This window comes from Paenibacillus glucanolyticus (genome assembly GCF_037333485.1).
Classification (GTDB): Bacteria; Bacillota; Bacilli; order Paenibacillales; family Paenibacillaceae; genus Paenibacillus_AQ; species Paenibacillus_AQ glucanolyticus.
In genome coordinates, this window is sequence record NZ_CP147845.1 from 2,775,477 (window position 1) to 2,793,853 (window position 18,377).

At 48.6% G+C, this 18,377-nt stretch carries 22 protein-coding genes and 1 pseudogene; 16 read left to right on the plus strand and 7 right to left on the minus strand.

Going from position 1 to position 18,377, the window contains the following annotated elements:
* Nucleotides 1-44 precede the first annotated feature (44 nt).
* From WDY75_RS13395 to mnhG, 9 genes are all read left to right on the plus strand, one after another.
* The gene (locus WDY75_RS13395) at nucleotides 45-254 is read left to right on the plus strand and encodes a hypothetical protein (RefSeq protein ID WP_006210987.1); all 210 of its coding nucleotides are present in this window, start codon (nucleotides 45-47) and stop codon (nucleotides 252-254) included.
* Nucleotides 255-277: 23 nt separating this feature from the next.
* Nucleotides 278-553: a hypothetical protein gene (locus WDY75_RS13400; protein WP_040680739.1), complete on the plus strand. Its 276-nt coding sequence runs from the start codon at nucleotides 278-280 to the stop codon at nucleotides 551-553.
* 126 nt (nucleotides 554-679) lie between these two features.
* Nucleotides 680-1,306, plus strand: coding sequence for a DedA family protein (locus tag WDY75_RS13405; RefSeq protein WP_006210985.1), 627 nt, complete (start codon nucleotides 680-682; stop codon nucleotides 1,304-1,306).
* A gap of 484 nt (nucleotides 1,307-1,790) precedes the next feature.
* Nucleotides 1,791-4,649 (plus strand): Na+/H+ antiporter subunit A, encoded by a 2,859-nt coding sequence (locus tag WDY75_RS13410; RefSeq protein ID WP_006210983.1) that lies wholly within the window; start codon nucleotides 1,791-1,793, stop codon nucleotides 4,647-4,649.
* Nucleotides 4,650-4,651: 2 nt separating this feature from the next.
* Nucleotides 4,652-4,990: a Na(+)/H(+) antiporter subunit C gene (locus WDY75_RS13415; protein ID WP_006210982.1), complete on the plus strand. Its 339-nt coding sequence runs from the start codon at nucleotides 4,652-4,654 to the stop codon at nucleotides 4,988-4,990.
* Nucleotides 4,983-6,467 carry a Na+/H+ antiporter subunit D gene (locus tag WDY75_RS13420; protein WP_063479892.1) on the plus strand — a complete coding sequence of 495 codons (1,485 nt, stop codon included), beginning with the start codon at nucleotides 4,983-4,985 and terminating at the stop codon, nucleotides 6,465-6,467. Before WDY75_RS13415 ends, WDY75_RS13420 begins: the two co-directional genes overlap by 8 nt.
* A 5-nt stretch (nucleotides 6,468-6,472) precedes the next feature.
* Nucleotides 6,473-6,952, plus strand: coding sequence for a Na+/H+ antiporter subunit E (locus WDY75_RS13425; RefSeq protein ID WP_006210980.1), 480 nt, complete (start codon nucleotides 6,473-6,475; stop codon nucleotides 6,950-6,952).
* Nucleotides 6,949-7,242 carry a Na(+)/H(+) antiporter subunit F1 gene (locus tag WDY75_RS13430; RefSeq protein ID WP_006210979.1) on the plus strand — a complete coding sequence of 98 codons (294 nt, stop codon included), beginning with the start codon at nucleotides 6,949-6,951 and terminating at the stop codon, nucleotides 7,240-7,242. Before WDY75_RS13425 ends, WDY75_RS13430 begins: the two co-directional genes overlap by 4 nt.
* The gene (mnhG, locus tag WDY75_RS13435; protein WP_063479891.1) at nucleotides 7,226-7,636 is read left to right on the plus strand and encodes a monovalent cation/H(+) antiporter subunit G; all 411 of its coding nucleotides are present in this window, start codon (nucleotides 7,226-7,228) and stop codon (nucleotides 7,634-7,636) included. Before WDY75_RS13430 ends, mnhG begins: the two co-directional genes overlap by 17 nt.
* A gap of 37 nt (nucleotides 7,637-7,673) precedes the next feature.
* Here the strand turns inward: mnhG and WDY75_RS13440 are convergent.
* The 3 genes and pseudogenes from WDY75_RS13440 to WDY75_RS13450 form a co-directional block, all read right to left on the minus strand.
* A pseudogene (locus WDY75_RS13440) lies at nucleotides 7,674-7,790 on the minus strand (IS3 family transposase); the annotation flags it as partial.
* A gap of 55 nt (nucleotides 7,791-7,845) precedes the next feature.
* A complete protein-coding gene (locus WDY75_RS13445) occupies nucleotides 7,846-8,166 on the minus strand; it encodes a helix-turn-helix domain-containing protein (protein ID WP_082834412.1) in 321 nt (106 codons plus the stop codon).
* Between the two features lie 40 nt (nucleotides 8,167-8,206).
* Nucleotides 8,207-8,479, minus strand: coding sequence for a helix-turn-helix domain-containing protein (locus WDY75_RS13450; protein ID WP_082834411.1), 273 nt, complete (start codon nucleotides 8,477-8,479; stop codon nucleotides 8,207-8,209).
* Between the two features lie 290 nt (nucleotides 8,480-8,769).
* Between WDY75_RS13450 and WDY75_RS13455 the strand changes: the two genes are divergently transcribed.
* Entirely contained in the window at nucleotides 8,770-9,666 is an 897-nt protein-coding gene (locus tag WDY75_RS13455) for a GNAT family N-acetyltransferase (protein ID WP_063479890.1), read from the plus strand.
* 85 nt (nucleotides 9,667-9,751) lie between these two features.
* On the opposite strand, the gene WDY75_RS13460 is transcribed toward WDY75_RS13455, so the two are convergent.
* Both WDY75_RS13460 and WDY75_RS13465 read right to left on the minus strand, forming a co-directional pair.
* The gene (locus WDY75_RS13460; protein WP_063479889.1) at nucleotides 9,752-10,402 is read right to left on the minus strand and encodes a TVP38/TMEM64 family protein; all 651 of its coding nucleotides are present in this window, start codon (nucleotides 10,400-10,402) and stop codon (nucleotides 9,752-9,754) included.
* A 176-nt stretch (nucleotides 10,403-10,578) separates the two neighbouring features.
* Nucleotides 10,579-11,424 (minus strand): CPBP family intramembrane glutamic endopeptidase, encoded by an 846-nt coding sequence (locus WDY75_RS13465; RefSeq protein WP_338842185.1) that lies wholly within the window; start codon nucleotides 11,422-11,424, stop codon nucleotides 10,579-10,581.
* Nucleotides 11,425-11,688: 264 nt separating this feature from the next.
* Here WDY75_RS13465 and WDY75_RS13470 point away from each other — a divergent pair, with 264 nt between their 5' ends.
* Complete coding sequence (locus tag WDY75_RS13470; protein ID WP_006210972.1) at nucleotides 11,689-12,297, plus strand: TetR/AcrR family transcriptional regulator; 609 nt, start codon at nucleotides 11,689-11,691, stop codon at nucleotides 12,295-12,297.
* A 108-nt stretch (nucleotides 12,298-12,405) separates the two neighbouring features.
* The gene (locus tag WDY75_RS13475) at nucleotides 12,406-13,272 is read left to right on the plus strand and encodes a YitT family protein (protein WP_006210971.1); all 867 of its coding nucleotides are present in this window, start codon (nucleotides 12,406-12,408) and stop codon (nucleotides 13,270-13,272) included.
* Nucleotides 13,273-13,437: 165 nt separating this feature from the next.
* Here the strand turns inward: WDY75_RS13475 and WDY75_RS13480 are convergent, their stop codons facing one another.
* Both WDY75_RS13480 and WDY75_RS13485 read right to left on the minus strand, forming a co-directional pair.
* Nucleotides 13,438-13,650 carry a hypothetical protein gene (locus WDY75_RS13480; RefSeq protein WP_006210970.1) on the minus strand — a complete coding sequence of 71 codons (213 nt, stop codon included), beginning with the start codon at nucleotides 13,648-13,650 and terminating at the stop codon, nucleotides 13,438-13,440.
* Between the two features lie 47 nt (nucleotides 13,651-13,697).
* Complete coding sequence (locus WDY75_RS13485; RefSeq protein WP_006210969.1) at nucleotides 13,698-14,270, minus strand: thymidine kinase; 573 nt, start codon at nucleotides 14,268-14,270, stop codon at nucleotides 13,698-13,700.
* Nucleotides 14,271-14,774: 504 nt separating this feature from the next.
* Here WDY75_RS13485 and WDY75_RS13490 point away from each other — a divergent pair.
* The 4 genes from WDY75_RS13490 to WDY75_RS13505 all read left to right on the plus strand — a co-directional run bounded on the left by WDY75_RS13490 (nucleotide 14,775) and on the right by WDY75_RS13505 (nucleotide 18,338).
* Nucleotides 14,775-15,551, plus strand: a complete 777-nt coding sequence (locus WDY75_RS13490; protein ID WP_063480507.1) for an ABC transporter ATP-binding protein — start codon at nucleotides 14,775-14,777, stop codon at nucleotides 15,549-15,551.
* A gap of 61 nt (nucleotides 15,552-15,612) precedes the next feature.
* Nucleotides 15,613-16,632, plus strand: a complete 1,020-nt coding sequence (locus tag WDY75_RS13495; RefSeq protein ID WP_082834410.1) for an aliphatic sulfonate ABC transporter substrate-binding protein — start codon at nucleotides 15,613-15,615, stop codon at nucleotides 16,630-16,632.
* 90 nt (nucleotides 16,633-16,722) lie between these two features.
* Nucleotides 16,723-17,532: an ABC transporter permease gene (locus WDY75_RS13500; RefSeq protein WP_040680777.1), complete on the plus strand. Its 810-nt coding sequence runs from the start codon at nucleotides 16,723-16,725 to the stop codon at nucleotides 17,530-17,532.
* On the plus strand, nucleotides 17,529-18,338 hold the full coding sequence (locus tag WDY75_RS13505; protein ID WP_036637164.1) for an ABC transporter permease: 810 nt from the start codon (nucleotides 17,529-17,531) through the stop codon (nucleotides 18,336-18,338). The genes WDY75_RS13500 and WDY75_RS13505 overlap by 4 nt, the downstream gene beginning before the upstream one ends.
* The last annotated feature ends 39 nt before the right edge of the window (nucleotides 18,339-18,377 follow it).

The window sequence follows — 18,377 nt, forward strand, 5'->3', positions numbered from 1 at the left end:
TCGATTTAATGAATGGCAATTATGTTTATTATAGGAGCATACATATGTTAACAGGTTGGAAACTTTCAGTATTAGGTATTATTATTGTAGGGATTACCGGCATCGCTGCTTCTTTATATGGCCTGATTGAACCAGGCCGGGCGATCGGGTTATTCGTAGTTTTCGTTCTATTCATTGGAGCCCTGGAGCTGATGGAACGAATCAGAAACCGCAGGAAGAAGAGAGGGGAAGTGCAATCTTCGAAGCGAGGATGACACAGACAGCAAGGAGGGAGCTTATGAAGTGTATAGCCATGCAGCCCTATTACAAAATCAACCGAGTCGTGGATGGCATCGAACAACGAACCGAGGAGCAAGGCCGGGAGATGCTCTTGTATGAGGATCGAATCGTCACGAAATACCGCGAGTTCCCGATTAAGCAGGTGTTTGATCTCTCGTACCGGCCTCTGGGAGGCGGCGGTGGTTTTTTATATTTGCATACCCAGCAAGGCGTGTACTCTTACACGGTGAAGGATGATCCGCAGTCTTTTATTGCAGCTTTTAAAAATCTATAAGAGATCGTGATGGACTGATCCTAGTCTCAGGTCCAGTGCATATCCTCGTCTGCAGCACGTGTGCGAATGCGGCGCTTGCATATAAACTGGTTATATATTTTAAGGGACGGATTAGGGGGCCAAGGCGTGGATACGCTATTAGATTTTATTGAACAGATCGGGCATTATGCGCTATTTCTTGTATTATGCCTTGGATTGGTCGGCCTTCCTGTGCCTAATGAAGTCGTGGCCATGACCGGTGGAGCGTTAGCGGCATCCGAGATTTTATCACCGGTACCGTCTTTTTTTATGACTTTTCTCGGGGTATGCTCAGGCTCGACGGTAGGATTTATGCTCAGTCGGTTTACCGCAAGCAAACTGCTAAACCGCGTTGGGGAAAAATCGAAAATTCGCGAGTTTCTTAATGTATCCGAACGACTGACTCACCAATACGGCAACTATGCGATCTGCATCAGCGCTTTCTTACCGATATTGCGCAACGTAACTCCCTATGCGGTAGGCATGAAGGGGATGCCCTATCGAAGATTTGCGATGTTCTCCTATTCCGCGTCCTTGGTATGGACCATCGGTTATTTTTCTCTGGGGATGTTTGTTGGGGATCAGGTGGTTGATCACATTGGACTGATGATTAACCGTTACGGTTACTATGTGGCAGCTGTAGTTGCTGGTCTCGCCGTCATCATGATCATATCGTGGCTGATCCGGAGAAAAAAGCGAAGCAAAGAAAACAGTGAAATTCAGTTTCACGGATAGACAGCCACAGGACAAGGACTATGGCTGATCCGGTCCGGATTCCGGCGATTTCCGAATGATTTTTATATATTCTCTAGGCGAGAACCATCGGGACTCCTCTTGGAAATCCTGCATTTGATACCTTTGTATATAAGACGTGTTGTCCGGTTGATAGCGTGATCGTGTACGACTATCGGTTAGGATGGCTGCAGCTAAAATAACGACAAAAATGATAGCGCAAACCAATGTTTTTTTGATTATCATGGGAACCACTCCTTTATATACAGTGATTTCCTGATTGATCACATTTCATTCCAACATAACCTTTGACAAAGTTTTGCTCACAAGATATACTGATTTTCAGTGTGATTCGAAAAAATACCATAAGGTTTTACCCGGAGGAGCCTGCCATCAGCGGGCTCTTTTTGTGTTTTTTTGGACTTATTCCTAAATTAATGGGGAAATACTAATGTAAGGAAAATTCGGACTATAGGAGGAGTAGACTTTGTCTTTGCTGCACATCGCCGTTCTGGCACCTTTTATTGTAGCGCTTGTGGTTATGCTGACCTACAAGCTCATAGGCCGTGTTCATACCGGATGGGTGATTCTGCCGGTACCGGTTATCCTGTTTGCCTACTTTTTGGGTCTTATCCCAACCATTCAGGGAGGTGAACAAGTTCAGGCCGTTCTGGAATGGATTCCAAGCCTTGGAATTAACTTTACGGTCTACTTGGACGGGTTAAGTTTGATATTTGCACTCTTAATATCGGGTATTGGCTCGCTTGTGGTATTGTATTCTATCTTCTATATGGACAAAAAGAAGGAAGCCGTGCACAGATTTTATGTGTATCTGCTTCTGTTCATGGGGGCCATGCTGGGCGTGGTGCTCTCCGATAACCTGATGGTATTGTACGGCTTCTGGGAGCTGACCAGCATTTCGTCATTCTTGCTGATTGCATTCTGGCACCATCGCGACCGTTCCCGGTACGGGGCATTGAAATCCATGCTGATCACCGTATTCGGTGGCCTAGCCATGTTTGCTGGATTCATTATGTTGTATACCATGACAGGCACCTTCAGTGTCCGCGAGATTGTGGCGAATGTGGGAAGCATCAGCGGCGAAGCGCTGTTTATTCCAGCCATGATCCTGATTCTGCTGGGCGCCTTCACCAAATCCGCGCAGTTTCCATTTCATATCTGGCTGCCGGATGCCATGGAAGCGCCGACTCCGGTCAGTGCTTATCTGCACTCGGCCACGATGGTCAAGGCGGGAATCTACCTGGTTGCCCGCTTTAGTCCGGTATTTGCCGGTCAGGCCGCTTGGTTCTGGATCATTGCGATTACAGGCTTGACCACGTTGATCTATGCTTCAATTCGCGCGATCAAGCAGACGGATCTGAAGGCATTGCTTGCATTCTCTACGATCAGCCAACTGGGGCTCATCATGAGTTTGCTCGGACTGGGTTCTGCGGCGGCTTATTATGGAGGAGGCGTGGACACGCTGCTCTATACGAAAGCGACCACAGCAGCCATCTTCCACCTGATCAACCATGCGATATTCAAGGGCGCTTTGTTTATGGTGGTCGGCATCGTGGATCATGAGACGGGCACCAGGGATCTGCGGAAGCTCGGCGGTCTCATGTCACTCATGCCGATTACGTTCACGGTGGCTGTCATTGGAGCTTTTTCCATGGCCGGACTGCCTCCGTTTAACGGATTCCTGAGTAAAGAAATGTTCTTCACCGCCGTGCTGCAGGCATCTCATATGAATTTCTGGAATGCAGATACGTGGGGTGTGCTGATCCCTGTTGTGGCATGGATAGCCAGCGTGTTTACGTTCCTGTACAGCATGATTCTGGTATTTAGAACCTTCACCGGAAAATTCCAGCCTGAGAAGCTGGAGAAGAAGCCGCATGAAGCACCGCTGGGGATGCTGATTCCTCCAGTAATTCTGGCTTCGCTGGCCATCGTCTTCGGTCTGTTTCCGAATTTGTTGTCCTACTCCCTTATTGAACCGGCTATGGCTGCCATTCATCCGGGGCTGCTGGCAGGAGGCGACCGCTTCCACGTGAAGATCGAGATGTGGCACGGCTGGACTGCGGAAATTTATATGACAATCGGCATTATTGTTCTGGGTACCGTTCTGTATAAACTTCATGGCAGCGTGAGCGTGCTGAACCGTCCGTTGAGTAAGCGAATGACATTAAACCGTCTGTATGACGGTGGATTGCGCGTCCTCGAAAGAGGCGGCAAGTCGCTGACCTCGACTTACATGACAGGTTCAATCCGTCATTACGTCATGTATATCTTTGTATTCTTTATTGCCGTTCTTGGCGGAGGGCTGCTGCTGATAGACAATATCGGGTTTGATATGTCTGCATACGCGCCAATGTCTTTTTATGAGGCAGTTGCGATTCTGGGCTTGGTCATTCCGGTCATTGCGCTTCCGTTCGTCCGTACACGACTGATGGCGATCATATTAACCGGTGCTGCCGGCTACATGGTTACCTTGTTCTTTGTCCTGTTCCGTGCGCCGGACCTTGCGCTAACGCAGATGGTTGTAGAGACGGTATCCGTCATGCTGTTCCTGCTCTGTTTCTATCATTTGCCGAAGCTGAAGCGGGAAAAGGTTCCGATGAGCCTGAAGTGGAGAAATCTGCTCATATCGGTCGGCGTCGGGGCCGTGGTTACCTTGATTGCACTCGCTGCCAGCAGCGGCAGGGCCTTTGAATCGATTGCGGACTATTTCATTAAAGAGAGCTACAACTCCGCGGGCGGTAAAAATATCGTCAATGTCATTCTGGTGGACTTCCGCGGTTTCGATACCCTGCTTGAAATTACGGTTCTGGGCATTGCTTCCCTTGGAATCTACGCCTTGATCAAAGTCGATTTGGGTGAAGGCATTCTAGGCGAGCGGGATCGCTACGAAGGTGTGTATCTGCCCAACAGCAACGACGTCATTCTGCGGACTGTTTCCAAAGTTGTCATCTTTATCGTGGTAACCTTCTCATGGTTCCTGTTCAACTCTGGACATCATGAGCCTGGCGGAGGGTTTGTTGGAGGATTGATGACTTCCGCGGCACTGGTTCTGTTGTCGATGGCTTTCGGCATGGACATGACCCGGAAAATCGTGCCCTTCGAGTTCCGGAAGGTTATGGCGACAGGACTTCTCATTGCTCTGCTTACGGGCATCGGTTCATTTGCCTTTGGCGCACCGTTCTTAAGTCATTCCTTCGGATATTTCAACCTGCCACTGCTTGGAGAAACCGAGCTGGCTACTGCCGTTATCTTCGACCTCGGCGTATATTTAGCCGTTGTTGGCGTAACGATGACCATCATCAATTCGATTGGGAGGGATAACTGACCATGGAACTCTATATGTCACTTGCTATCGGGATTATTTTTGCCGTTGGGATATACCAGATTCTGTCCAAAAGCTTGCTGCGGATTATTCTGGGTACATCGCTCCTGACCCATGGTGTCCACCTGCTTCTGCTCACCATGTCGCGGCTGAAGACCGGAGCGGCACCGCTGCTTGGCGAAAAGGCATCCGCTTACGTCGATCCGGTTCCTCAAGCTTTAATTCTAACTTCCATTGTCATCAGCTTCGGAGTCACATCGTTCTTCTTCGTATTGGCATATAAAGCGTATCAACGCCTCGGCACTGATAACATGGAAGAGTTAAGGGGGACGGAGGATGAATAATGTAATCGTTCTTCCGCTTCTCATTCCGCTGGTTACAGCCGTAATTCTCATCTTCTGCTCCAAATACGTCCGCGCGCAGCGCTTGATTAGCGCCATCAGCGTTGTGATGAACGTACTGGTCGCTCTGTTCATCGTAAATCAAGTGAACCATGAAGGCATTCAGACGCTTCATATGGGCGGATGGCTGCCACCATACGGGATTGTGTTTGTTGCGGATATGCTCGCGGCACTGCTGGTTCTTACAACGCTGATTGTGGCTGCAGGCTGTCTGTTCTACGCGTTTCGAAGTATTGGGGAAGAGAGAGAGAAGCACTACTTCTATCCCTTTTTTCAATTTTTGCTTGCTGGCGTAATCGGATCATTCCTGACGGGGGATCTGTTCAACCTGTTTGTCTGTTTCGAAGTGATGCTGATCGCTTCCTATGCACTGATTGTGCTGGGCGGAACGAAGCGTCAGCTGAGAGAAACCCTAAAGTACATGCTGATTAATATTATTTCATCCACCCTGTTTGTTGCAGCCGTTGCCTACTTGTATGGTACGGTGGGTACGTTGAATATGGCGCATCTGTCCCAACGCGTGGCCGAAGTGCACCAGGATGGCGTATTGTCGGTCATCGGCATTTTGTTCCTGATCGTATTTGCCCTGAAGGCCGGCTTGTTCCTGTTCTTCTGGCTGCCGGGCTCCTACAGTGCGCCTCCAGCGGCAGTGACCGCTTTGTTCGGCGCGCTGCTCACAAAGGTCGGGTTATATGCGATTATCCGTACTTTTACCTTGATCTTCTATCATGATATTGGCGGCATTCATGCCATCATCGGATGGATGGCCGCAGCCACGATGATTCTAGGCAGCTTGGGCGCGGTTGCCTACAAGGATCTTGGACGAATCCTGAATTATAACATCATTATCAGTGTGGGTTTCATTGCCTTTGGGGTTGCAGTCGCGTCTTCCGATTCCTTGAATGGAGCCGTATTCTACTTGATGCACGATATGATTGCGAAGGCACTGCTCTTCATTCTGGGCGGCATCATCATAGCATCGGCTGGCACGAATAAACTGAGTGAGATGGGCGGTCTGATGAAGCGTCATCCGTTGGTAGGATGGATGTTCTTCATTGCTGCACTTGCTCTGGTTGGCATCCCGCCGCTCAGCGGTTTTCTTGGAAAAGTCCTTATTATCCGCGGCGGGCTGAGCGAGGGACATTATTGGCTGTCTGGACTGGCCCTGGCATCAAGCCTAGCTGTATTGTATTCCCTGATAAAGGTGTTCATGGGAGCTTTCTGGGGAGATGTCCCTGGATCGCGTGATACGCAGCAGCCGGTCAGAATCCATCGGACAGCTTATGCGGCCGTTATCGGGTTATCGGTTATGGTGATTGTCCTTGGAGTCGGCTCGGAGTGGATTTATTCCTATACCTCTCAAGCCGGCGCCGTATTATCCGATCCATCACTATATATTAATGCCGTATTAAAGGAGTAGTGGATATGGGCCATCAAATCCTGTTAAATATCATCATTGCCGTTGTCTGGATGTTTCTGAACAATAACTGGTCCCCTCAGCAGTTTATTGTCGGATATCTGATCGGAATCTTGCTGATTTACCTGTTGAGACGCTTCTGGCCGAATGATTTCTATCTGCGCAAGCTGTGGTCGGTCATCTTGCTGCTGCTCTTGTTTCTAAGCGAGCTGTTTAAATCGAGCATCACCGTCATCGGTCAGATTATTCGGCCGAAGCTGAACGTACGTCCAGGCATCTTCGCCTATACAACCGAGCTGAAATCGGACTGGGAGATCACGGTGCTGTCCTGCCTGATCTGCCTGACGCCGGGAACACTGACACTGGAGGTGTCGCGTGAAGGACAGACGCTGTACATTCATGCGATGGACATCGAGGATGTTGAAGAGCTGTCGAACCAGATCCGTGGTACCTTTGAAAGGGCGATTAAGGAGGTGACCCGCACATGATCAACAGTATGCTGATTGCTTCGCTGGTCATACTGTCTCTTGCGATACTGGGCTGCTTGTACCGTTTGATTAAGGGGCCATCGATGAACGACCGGATTATGTCGCTGGATACGATCGGTATTATTCTGTTATCCATGATTGCTGTCCTGTGCATGCTCTTTCGGACAACCGTCTATTTCGACATTATCCTGTTAATTGGAATTTTGACTTTCATCGGAACAACTGCACTAGCGAGATATATTGAGAGGGGTGATGTCATTGAACGCACAAATGATGAGTCAGATCGGTGAGTTTATCATTGCACTCATAGTGCTGCTCGGTGCATTGCTCGGTGCATTGAGTGCGTTCGGCCTGATTCGCCTGCCGGATGTTTACATGCGTTCCCATGCAGCTACGAAAAGCGCTACCTTGGGCGTCCTCTTGATCCTTGCAGGTGCATTCCTGTATTTCACGTTCTACCTGGAGCATGTCAGCGCCAAGCTGCTGCTGGGTATCGTATTCGTGTTCATTACGGGACCGGTGGCGGGTCACCTGAACGGAAGGGCCGCTTATCGATCGGGTGTATCCATGTGGGACAAAAGTGTCCACGACGACCTGAAGCCTGCACTTAAACGCGAACGGGAGCGGATGCGCGAGTCTCAGGCGGTGGATTCCTCCAAAGAAGGGGTAAATGAAGAAAGCTGAAGTTTATGAGTGGACGATTTACGGATAGAATGCGGGCGGCCTTAGATCTGAATTCCATCGGACTAAGGCCGTTTAATTTAACTTGTAATTGTTCGTTATTGTAAAAGTGAATATATGCGTGAATGTCTTTCTCAAGCTCCTCAAAGGTAGGGTATGTATGCAAATAAGCGCTTGAATAGCAAGGTGAATATTATTCCGGCGATACTGTCTTAATGACGCCTCCTCTCGAGTTCCTGTAACTTTTTTAAGAAAGCATTCTCCGCCCGAAGTCGCTCCATTTCATATTTCATCTTCTTGATTTCGAGTTTTTGGAGATCGGTCTCTGTTAGTTCCTCCAGGGCCTTCTTTTTTCCCCATCCGTCTTGTAATGCATCTTCACCACCATCTTCGAACTTCTTCACCCATTGGTACACTTGTTGGTAGGAGACCTTATGTTCTTTTGCTGCCTTCTGGTAATCGTGTTGATTTGCAAGGCAATACAGAACGATATCGATTCGTTCCTGCCATGTTGTAGATCGACCCTTTGTCATAGCTTTTGTTCCCCCTGAATAGGTTTTTAAGCTGCTATGACTATTTATACTTGTCGATAATCTGATATTTTGATCGTCCACTATTTAAATAATCCAGTACGGCTTGAAGTTTGAGTTCCGCAGAGTAGCTTCGATTATGGGTCCGAACTTCTAGCCCTTCATAGCCGTAAATCTCATAACGGCGTCTCCATTTGGCAAGGGTTGGTTTAGAAATACCGTATTTTTCAACTGCAGCTTTAACTCCAATTTTGCCCAACCTGATCTCTTGAATAATGGCATATTTCTCTGATGCACTTCGCTTTATTCCACACATAAAAAATGCTCCCCTCACGAAAACAGGTGTTATTATTTCACCTGTCTACCGTAAGGGGAGCATACCAGAATCGGGGCAGCCCTTTTTCTGTTTCAGGCAGGTAGTTTCATTCATGTGGTAGAATTTGCAATAGGGGATCATGAAGTAAATCATTGGCAGCAAGGACAGGAGTGTGACATCGTGCGTAGTGTCCCCTGTCCGCACGATGCGTGGTCCGGTTCCATGGTGCAGGGCATGCTTTTGATGGCTGTCCACCAGAAATAAGATTATTCATGGCAAGGAGAATTCATATGACAATATGCAGTGAGAACGGTCGTCTCCAGCTGAAGCAGCTGTCGTCCTTTATTGCAAGATTGAATGCGATCCATCAACATCATGTAGGCTATTGCGGTGAACAGGAAGAGGAGATATACAGCACACTCCAGGAGGAGTTCGGTGAATCAGGGGAGCTAAACCGGTGGTTTACGGTTATGTATCATCAAGATGAGATGGTAGGAGCTCTAGGATTCAACGTGGACGATGAAGAGCGTGCAGCTGAATTATGGGGCCCTTTCATTGATGCGGAAGGCGCTGAGTGGGATCGGATGGCGGAGCAGCTATGGACTGCCGGAATTAAAAAGATTAAGGACAGCGTGGATCGATATTTTGGTTTTTATAATATTCATAATCAGTCTGCCATTAAATTCCTGGAGGCCAAAGGCGGGGTGAGATCGGGAGATCACGCTATTCTGCGAATGCGAAACGCCGACTTCATCCCGGATGGCTCCCTTTCTCTGCAGAACATGACGCCTGCGTACACGGAAGAGTTTAAGAAACTCCATGCAGCAAGCTTTCCGAATACCTATTACAGTGCAGAGCACATTATGCAGCAGCTGGATGAGAATCACAGGCTGTTTATCCTTACTGAACAAGGCCGATTCACTGGTTATGTTTATGTGGAAGGAGATCCTGAATTCAAGGAAGGCAGCATTGAATACTTGGCCGTGTCCGACCAATTCCAAAGAAAAGGTTACGGACGCACGCTGCTCGGACAAGCGCTGCATTATTTATTCCATAACATCCAGTTGGAGGAGATTTCGGTATGCGTGGAACTGGGGAACGAAGGAGCGATCCAGCTGTACCGCAGCACCGGGTTTGACACTGTTCATAAGCTTACTGCCCTGCGCGTTAAATCGAGTGGAGTGTAATCAGATAACGGGATGAACGCTTGCTTCTTCACGACAAGACCCGCCTGTCCTTGTTATGGGATGGGCGGGTCTTGTCATGAGTCCACTATGGCTTCGTATTCTTATTGCTTGACGCGCCGTCAGGCTGATCTTCATGGTGATAGCGGTTCTCCATCTTCTTGCCGGCCAGCCACAGCAGCCACAGTACCAAAGCGGCGATGAGAATGCGCCAGGGCTGCTCAACGAACGCTCTCCAGTCATGTCCGATGAAAGCGACCATAAAGATCATAACGGACTTTCCCGCCATTACGGCTATCGTGAACGTTGTTGCCGATACCGTGCTGATGCCAGAGGCGATGTTAATCAGCGAGGACGGGGTGAAGGGAAAGCAGTACAGCATGAAGATGGGGGTAAATCCCTTCTCCTCAATCCAGTGGAAAAAACGCTGAGATCCCGGCATTCTCTTTTGGATAAGCAGGCCCAGCTTGCCTCCCAGCTTGCGAACAATCCAAAACACCGTAATGGATCCAAGGCAGACGCCAATCCATGACAGGAAGAATCCCCACCATAAGCCATAAGCAGCGGAATTCCCCATCACCAGCACGATAAGCGGCAGGATGGGAAGAAACGCCTCTATAAATGGAAGCAATATGCCCGGGATGGGTCCCAGCTGGGAGTACTGCTGAAGCCATCCCTGCACTTGATCCATTTCAATATCTTTCATATGGGTCCATACATTCTGAAGCCATTCCAACATGATGAGTGAATCCTCTCCCTGCCTAGGGTAAAATTATGTAATTTCTGGTCGATTACAGATGAATTACATTATAGCATAACCGGAAGCTATATTATAAATCGCAGTTGTCCTGCTACAAAAGAAGCTCAAACTCTTCCGATTTCGGTTGAGTTTGAGCTTATCTGCTTCATGTCTGATTAATCCGGTTCTATTCGGCTCCAGTCGACTCTGTGCCTGCCCCGCAGGGACCAAATAATGAGTACAATGATCCCGATGATGACGGAACCTATCGTTACCATATAATTGCCCCAGATGGATACGTATTCGATCTCGACGATGGCATATTCGGAAGGCACGACAACGTATCGGACCATCTCAAGCCAAGCCAGGTGAAAGCCGATATTTATCCACAGATTGTTGGATACGATACGAAGCAGCTGCAGTACCGTGCCAAAAGCGATTAAATTAACGATATACTGTACCGTAATCAGATCCCAAGTACCCAGTCCTGCCGCCACCATGAATCCAGTTACGGCGATGGGTGCAAGAACGAATAAGAAGACCTGGAGGATTAGCGCAAGCCAGCGCGGATAACGGGTGTTTAAATTACGGAACAAATACCCCCGGAAGGTGAGCTCTTCAGGAAAGGCTTCGTAGAAAAAGGCAATGGGAATGTTGATGAGCATGACGAGCAGAGTAACTGCCGGTAAATGGAGAGCGACAACCCGGAGCCATCCGAAGGCGCTTCCCAGCAGCAGGGCCACTGCCGTAACAAGTGCCAGAAAGCCAATGCCGAGAAGGAAATAACGAAGCCCCGATGGCGGTGAGCTTAGACCAAGCCCGCTCCATGGACGCCGGTCCGCATAACGCCTAAGCAGATAAATCAGCGGCACTGTAACGCTAGTCGTTACAACGGCAAGGAGGATTTGCAGACCGAGTGTGGGAATGCCGTAAGTGCCTGCGGCCGTGGCAATGACTACGGCAAGTCCGAGCCCTATTACAAATGCCAGCCAGCCGAAGGCGATACGCCAGAACAAATTCAATCGGCCTTCTTGATCACGGAATATCCGGGATATTCCATGATGAGTACTCGATTCAGTTGATGTACGAATGACCAGATCTCTCCTCTCCTGGAACACGATGCGGTGTTCGTTTCTCTTGTACCATTAATATGTATAGTATTTTTTCTATCAAGGTGTTCCACAGAGGAAACCCATTTTTAGGAGTATCTGGCTCCAGCTGAAGAGAGATTAATGCTTGATTATAGTACGCTGTATTAAAAAAAGTTGGAGGTGTATAATGGAGGTATGCCAAAAATAGTAGATCATGATAAACAAAGAGAATGGGTTGCCGAAGCGGCTCTGCGGGTTATTCAGAAGGGTGGACTGGAAAAAGCAACGGTACGTAATATTGCGGAAGAGGCCGGCTTGTCCGTAGGCTCCATGCGGCATTATTTCTCAAGTCAGGCTGAGCTGCTGGCCTTTTGCATGAACCTCATTATTGAACGGATTGAGAAACGCTTAACGTCCTTATCATTGAAGGGGCCAGTGTTCTCGGATATGAAGCTGGTGCTGATGCAATTTCTTCCGATGGATGAGGATAGAACGATGGAAATGGAGGTATGGATGTCGTTTGTTGCCAAAGCGCTCATCTATCCCGAATTACGGAAGATAAACGATGAGATGTATGATGGTTTAACGAAAGCATGTCATTTCGTCATCGATTCCCTGGTCACCCATAAGCTTGCTAAACCGGAGCTGGATCTTGAATATGAGAAGGAGCGAATATACGCATTGGTTGATGGATTGGCGATTCACCATATCATGAGACCGCAGCAGCTTACGCAGGATAAGATCGAGAAGATCATCGATCAGCATCTGCAATCCTTGTGTATCGATGAGCTGATAATGCCCTAAAGTTCCGTGTGTATTACTGTGTCAATATTGACATGCCGATCAATTTTTTAATACAATGGTTCTTCGACAGGTATTATCGTGTGAAAAAAGATACAAAAGGAGAATGGCATGGTCAAACATCACAAAAAAATGACAGTCGGCGAGATTCTAAAAAGGTTCATCTTTATTACGATCGGGGCTATCCTGATGGCCGTGGCGCTTGAGATATTCCTCGTGCCAAACGAAATTATCGACGGTGGTATTACCGGTATTTCTATCGTATTATCATCGATTACACCTATCAAACTCGGTGTGTTCCTCTTCATCATCAACTTGCCGTTTCTGTTTATCGGTTATAAGCAGATAGGCAAAACGTTTGCGTTCTCGACCTTGTACGGGATCGTAGTGCTGTCGCTCGCGACAACATTCCTTCATCATGTAGAACCGTTTACGAACGAGAAAATTCTGGCGGTACTGTTCGGTGGGCTGATTCTGGGTCTTGGAGTAGGCCTTGTTATCCGTTATGGGGGGGCTCTTGACGGGACGGAGATCGTGGCCATTCTGCTGTCCAAAAAGCTGCGAATGCCAGTCGGACAGATCATCATGATCATCAACGTCTTTATTTTCATCACGGCAGGGTTTGTGTTCGGTGCAGATTCAGCCATGTATTCAATCTTCTCTTACTATATAGCGGCAAAAGTGATGGATATTGTGGTAGAGGGCTTGGACGAGTCCAAATCCGTTACGATTATATCCAATGAATACGAAGAAATCTCAAGTGCGATCGTGCAGCGTCTGGGCCGCAGCACCACCATGATATATGCAAAGGGCGGGTACTCTCAAGAGGACACGCAAATGATATATTGCGTTGTGACAAGGCTTGAGATTGCGAAGCTGAAGACCGTAGTGCAGGAGATTGACAAGAATGCGTTTATTTCGATTCAGAATGTAGCGGACGTGCTTGGTGGAAGTATGGCGAAGGCCGATATTCACTAGAAGACGTTACAGCAGTTATGGATGGATGATCAGCGGTTTTTTGCAGATTTTTTCTGCAGAAGACCGTTTTTTTATTGGGGAGGGGGAGGAGATTTGATTGCCTGAAGCTATGGGAGAGACTTAAGATCAAGGTCTGCTCGGACAATCGCTCAGGCAATCGCTCCATTACTTCCGTACTTCGAAAAATTCGCATGCATCCCGTTTATGATAACCGAGCGAACTGACACTGGACTGCGTAATGATGGTGTCGTCGGTAAACCGAATAACGAGACTCCCGGAATCGATCAGATGATTGTCCTTGAATATGCGGATACGGATCTGCTGCTCCATTACTTCCTGAAAATCCTGATCGGTCAATAATGGTCTGACAATAGGCATGGATCATCCTGCTCCTTAAGTTTGAATGATGGATTGAATACAATGTCCTATGATAATGGGGGATTGGTATGGCATTTCCGGCAGACAGGGAAGTAGGTGTCGTTCCCGCCAATCAGAATCTGCTCGCCGTCATATACGGGCTTCCCGTCAATGACCCGAAGGTTCATGATAGCTTTCCGCTCACAGAACCAGCAGATCGTTTTCATTTCCTCGATTTTATCGGCGTAAATCAGCATCCAGCGGCTGCCTTCAAACAGCTCGTTGCGGAAATCATTCTTCAGCCCGAAGCCCATCACAGGCACGTCAAGCTCATCTACAATCCGAACGAGCTGAAGGATGCTATCCTTGGTAAGGAATTGGCATTCATCCACCAGAACGCAGTATGGCTTAGGCTGATGGTCCTTCACGATGCCGTAGATATCGGTGCTTTCCGTAACGGGTATCGCTTCCCGGCGCAGACCGATGCGTGAGGATACATAACCGACGGCATCCCTGTCATCAATGGCGGATGTGAAGAGAAGCACAGGTTTGTTCTGTTCTTCGTAATTGTGAGCAACTTTTAGAATCTCGATCGATTTACCACTGTTCATAGAACCGTGTTTGAAAAATAATTGAGCCATGCTTTCGTTCCTTTCCTGATAAATGCGACTTGAAGCATAAGCGTGCAGGTGTTGCGTAGAAACACTTTTTTTACATTATATATCGTATGACATGCAGAGTATATTGTCGCATTATTGGGCGCCGGTGTCCATTGGCAGGTATGAACATATTCTGACATGCTGGGGAGTGAGTCCGGAACGAAAAAAGGTTTGACAACCTTTATCAGCAGTTGTAATATAACGGCATACCAAATGAATACCAAGATAATCGACCAGATAACTGGAGATATCGCGCCTGTGAACAAGTACGAGCTATTGGAAGTACTTAGACAAGCGTAATATCTCCTTTTTTATTGAGATAAGCATATGCATGTATTTGAAGAGGCTTGTCGCCTTATCTCATAAGAAAGCGTTTCGCTATTATCCGGTCTGTCTTCTGGAAAATTACGTCGCTAGACGTTTTTCTTGCATTCTTTTAACCAAGTAATCAGGTGAGAATAATTTATGTATGGGATGGTGAGCGGAATGTCTGCGGATACATTGATCATTGAGCAGGTCAACAAGATTTTCGTAGCCCCAACAGGAAATGTCATGGCATTGAAAGGGATTGATCTTCGGGTTCGAAAAGGGGAATTCATCACATTGATCGGACCGAGTGGATGCGGAAAGAGCACCTTGCTCAAAATCGTGGCGGGCCTCGATACCTCGTATGAGGGGAATGTCCTGCTGAATGATAAACCTGTATCGGGTCCAAGCATTGAGAAGGGGTTCATTTTTCAAGAGCCGCGACTGTTTCCTTGGCTGACCGTGGAGAAGAATATCGCCGGAAATTTGTCGTTGAAGCAGGCAGCTGTACGCAAAAAAGTGGATGAATTCATCGAGCTTGTTCGGCTTCAAGGCTTTGAAAAGGCATATCCCCGAGAACTGTCCGGAGGAATGGCCCAGCGGGTAGCAATTGCCCGAGCGCTGCTGCGGAATCCGGATGTGCTGCTGCTGGATGAGCCGTTCGGTGCGCTTGATGCCTTCACACGTTCCCATATGCAAGAGGTCCTGCTGGATATATGGCAAAACAACCGCACGACCATGCTCTTTGTTACCCATGATCTGGATGAGGCGGTATTCCTCGGCGAGCGCGTGGTCATTATGAACCCCAGACCGGGCCATATTCGTTCCATCCTGCCAATCGATTTGCCTTTTCCACGCAAGCGGACGGGTTCATCTTTTCAAGAGCTGCGGACCAAAGTACTGCGTGAATTCGAGAAAGTAGAAGAGCCGGAGTTCGATACAGGTGCGGGCATTTAATATCCATGACGATTCGATATTGAACGGGCAGAACGATAGATAACAGGGGAGAGAGCTAATCATGAGACCAATGAACAAGAAAGTCGTGTTTATTCTACTATTCATCATTTCTGTACTGGCTTCCGGATGTGCAAGCACAGATAGTCAATCCAAGACTCGTGCCGTGGAGAAGGGAGCGGACGGCCAGTATGGAGATCTGATTGTCAGGCTCGGCGTACAGGGAAGCGGAGGTTTGTTTGGCAAGGCCCGGGAGGAAGGGTGGTTTGAGGAGGAGTTTGGCAAGCTGGGTGTCAAGGTGGAGTGGGCAGAGTTTCAGAGCGGACCGCCGATGACCGAAGCGATGGCGTCGAATCGTCTCGATTTTGCGGGTTTAGGGAATATGCCTATTATCGCGGCCCAGGCGGCAGATATTCCATTTAAGGTGATTTCCCAAAGCTTGCATGGTCAGAAGAATGTGGCCATTATTGTGCCGCCTGACAGTATGGCGCAGTCTCTGAGTGATCTGAAAGGCAAGAAGGTAGCCGTAACGAAGGGAAGCAACGCGTTTAACTTTCTTTACCGGGGATTGGCAGACGCGGGGGTCAAGGTGTCTGACATTGAGATTATTCAACTCCAGCCTGATGAAGCTCAGCCTGCGTTTGAATCGGGCGGGGTAGAAGCATGGGCCACTTGGGACCCTTATATAACCTTGAATACATTGACAGGGAAAGGCAAAGTGCTGGCCGATGGTGAGCAGCTTGGCGTTCTGTCCCCATCCTTCAATATTGTCCGGAAGGATTTTGCCGAGCAATACCCGGATCTCGTCACGCTCTATCTTAAAGTGCTGAACCAGACGCTGGCTTGGGAGAAGGAGAATGAAGCAGAGGCACTTAAGCGATATGCTGACGAGCGGGGCGTTCCCCAGGAAGTGATCCAGGGGACCTTTGACCGCTCCAGATCCATCAACATACCGGTAACAGACGAAATTATAGCTGAGCAGCAGAAAACGGCTGATTTTCAATTCGAACAGAAAACCATTCGCAAGAAAATCCAGGTTAAGGAGGTTTTTGATAATCAATATATAGAGGCCGCATCTAAATAGTACAAACAAACAATACGAAGGTGAGAGGAGGCGTGTTACATGCTCCAAGAAGGGATCAGCAAAGGGGCGGTTGCCATACCCGCCGAACCGATGAGGCGCCAGAAACGAATAGATCGACGATTTCTGATCAAGTTCACAAATGCATTGATAGGCTGGATGGTCCCCCTTGTTATCGTCATGGTATGGCAGGCTGCGGGAGCATTGGGCTGGCTCAATCCGATCCTGCTGCCGACTCCGCTTGCGATCTGGAATGAGCTCGTTCATTTAACGAGCACAGGCGAATTGATTCAACATCTTGGCATATCGTCCTGGCGCGCGCTGCTCGGATTTCTACTCGGCGGCAGCTTGGGTTTGGCAGCTGGCATATGGGTGGGATTCTCGTATAAGGCGGAACGGCTTGTCGATCCATCGCTGCAAATGCTGAGGACGCTTCCTCATCTAGCGATCGCGCCGCTGTTCATCCTATGGTTTGGTTTCGGCGAAACATCGAAAATACTGTTAATCGCCAAAGGCTCGTTCTTCCCGTTATACGTGAATACTTTCCTTGGCATACGATCAGTGGACAACAGGCTGTTTGATGTTGCGCGTGTGCTGCAGTTCAGTCGGTGGGATCTGATCCGCAGGTTGATCGTTCCGGCCTCGCTGCCTAACATATTTCTCGGAATCCGTCTCTCGATTGGCGTAGCATGGCTTGGACTGGTGGTGGCTGAGCTGATGGGTTCCAGCTCCGGCATCGGCTACATCATTAATGATGCGCGTTCTTTCTCATGGACGACTGTCGTATTCGTTGGAATCATAGTGTTCGCACTCGTCGGAAAGCTTTCGGATTCTCTCGTAAAATGGCTTGAGGGCAGGCTGCTGCGCTGGCAGGATAGCTACAAGGGTGGTGACAAGTCATGAAAAGTGAAATAGCCGCCCGCAAAGCTGCGGGGCAGGATTGGCTGAGGGCGGTACCGGGACCGCTTCATGCCTGGCTTGTACCGATAGCCATTGTAGCGTTATGGCAAATAGCCGGTGGACTGGGGTGGATATCGGCAACGCTGCTCCCGACACCGTTAACGATTGCCAAGCAATTTGTGAGTTTGGGTTTAAGCGGTGAGCTGTGGGAGCATTTTCAGATCAGCATCCTTCGGGCGCTCTCCGGCTTTGTGCTGGGGGGATTGACGGGGCTGGCACTTGGATTGTCAACAGGGCTTGGCAAAATGGCAGAGCGCACGCTTGATCCTTCCTTGCAGATGCTTCGTACAGTGCCGCTGCTATCGCTGATTCCACTGTTCATTCTCTGGTTTGGCATCGGGGAATTCTCGAAGATTCTCATGATTTCGCTTGGGGCGTTTTTTCCGATGTATGTGAACACCTTCCTTGGCATCCGCAGTGTGGATGTGAAGCTGTATGATGTATCAAGAATTTTTCAATATTCGAAGCTGCAGCTGGTAATCCGCCTGATCATACCGGCTGCGCTGCCAAACATTCTGCTGGGCATCCGCTTGTCGCTCGGGGTATCCTGGCTCGTCCTGGTTGTTGCGGAGATGATGGGCACCAGTGCTGGAATCGGGTACATGATTCAAGACGCGAGAGCGTATTCGCAGACTGATATCGTGTTTGTGGGCATTATTATTTTTGCCATCGTGGGCAAGCTGTCGGATTCGGTTGTGCGTCTGCTGGAATCCAAGCTTCTGAGGTGGAGAGAGACATATAAAGGCTGATCAGCGATCGTTCGCTGGGCCATATGGAAAAAAGGGGTG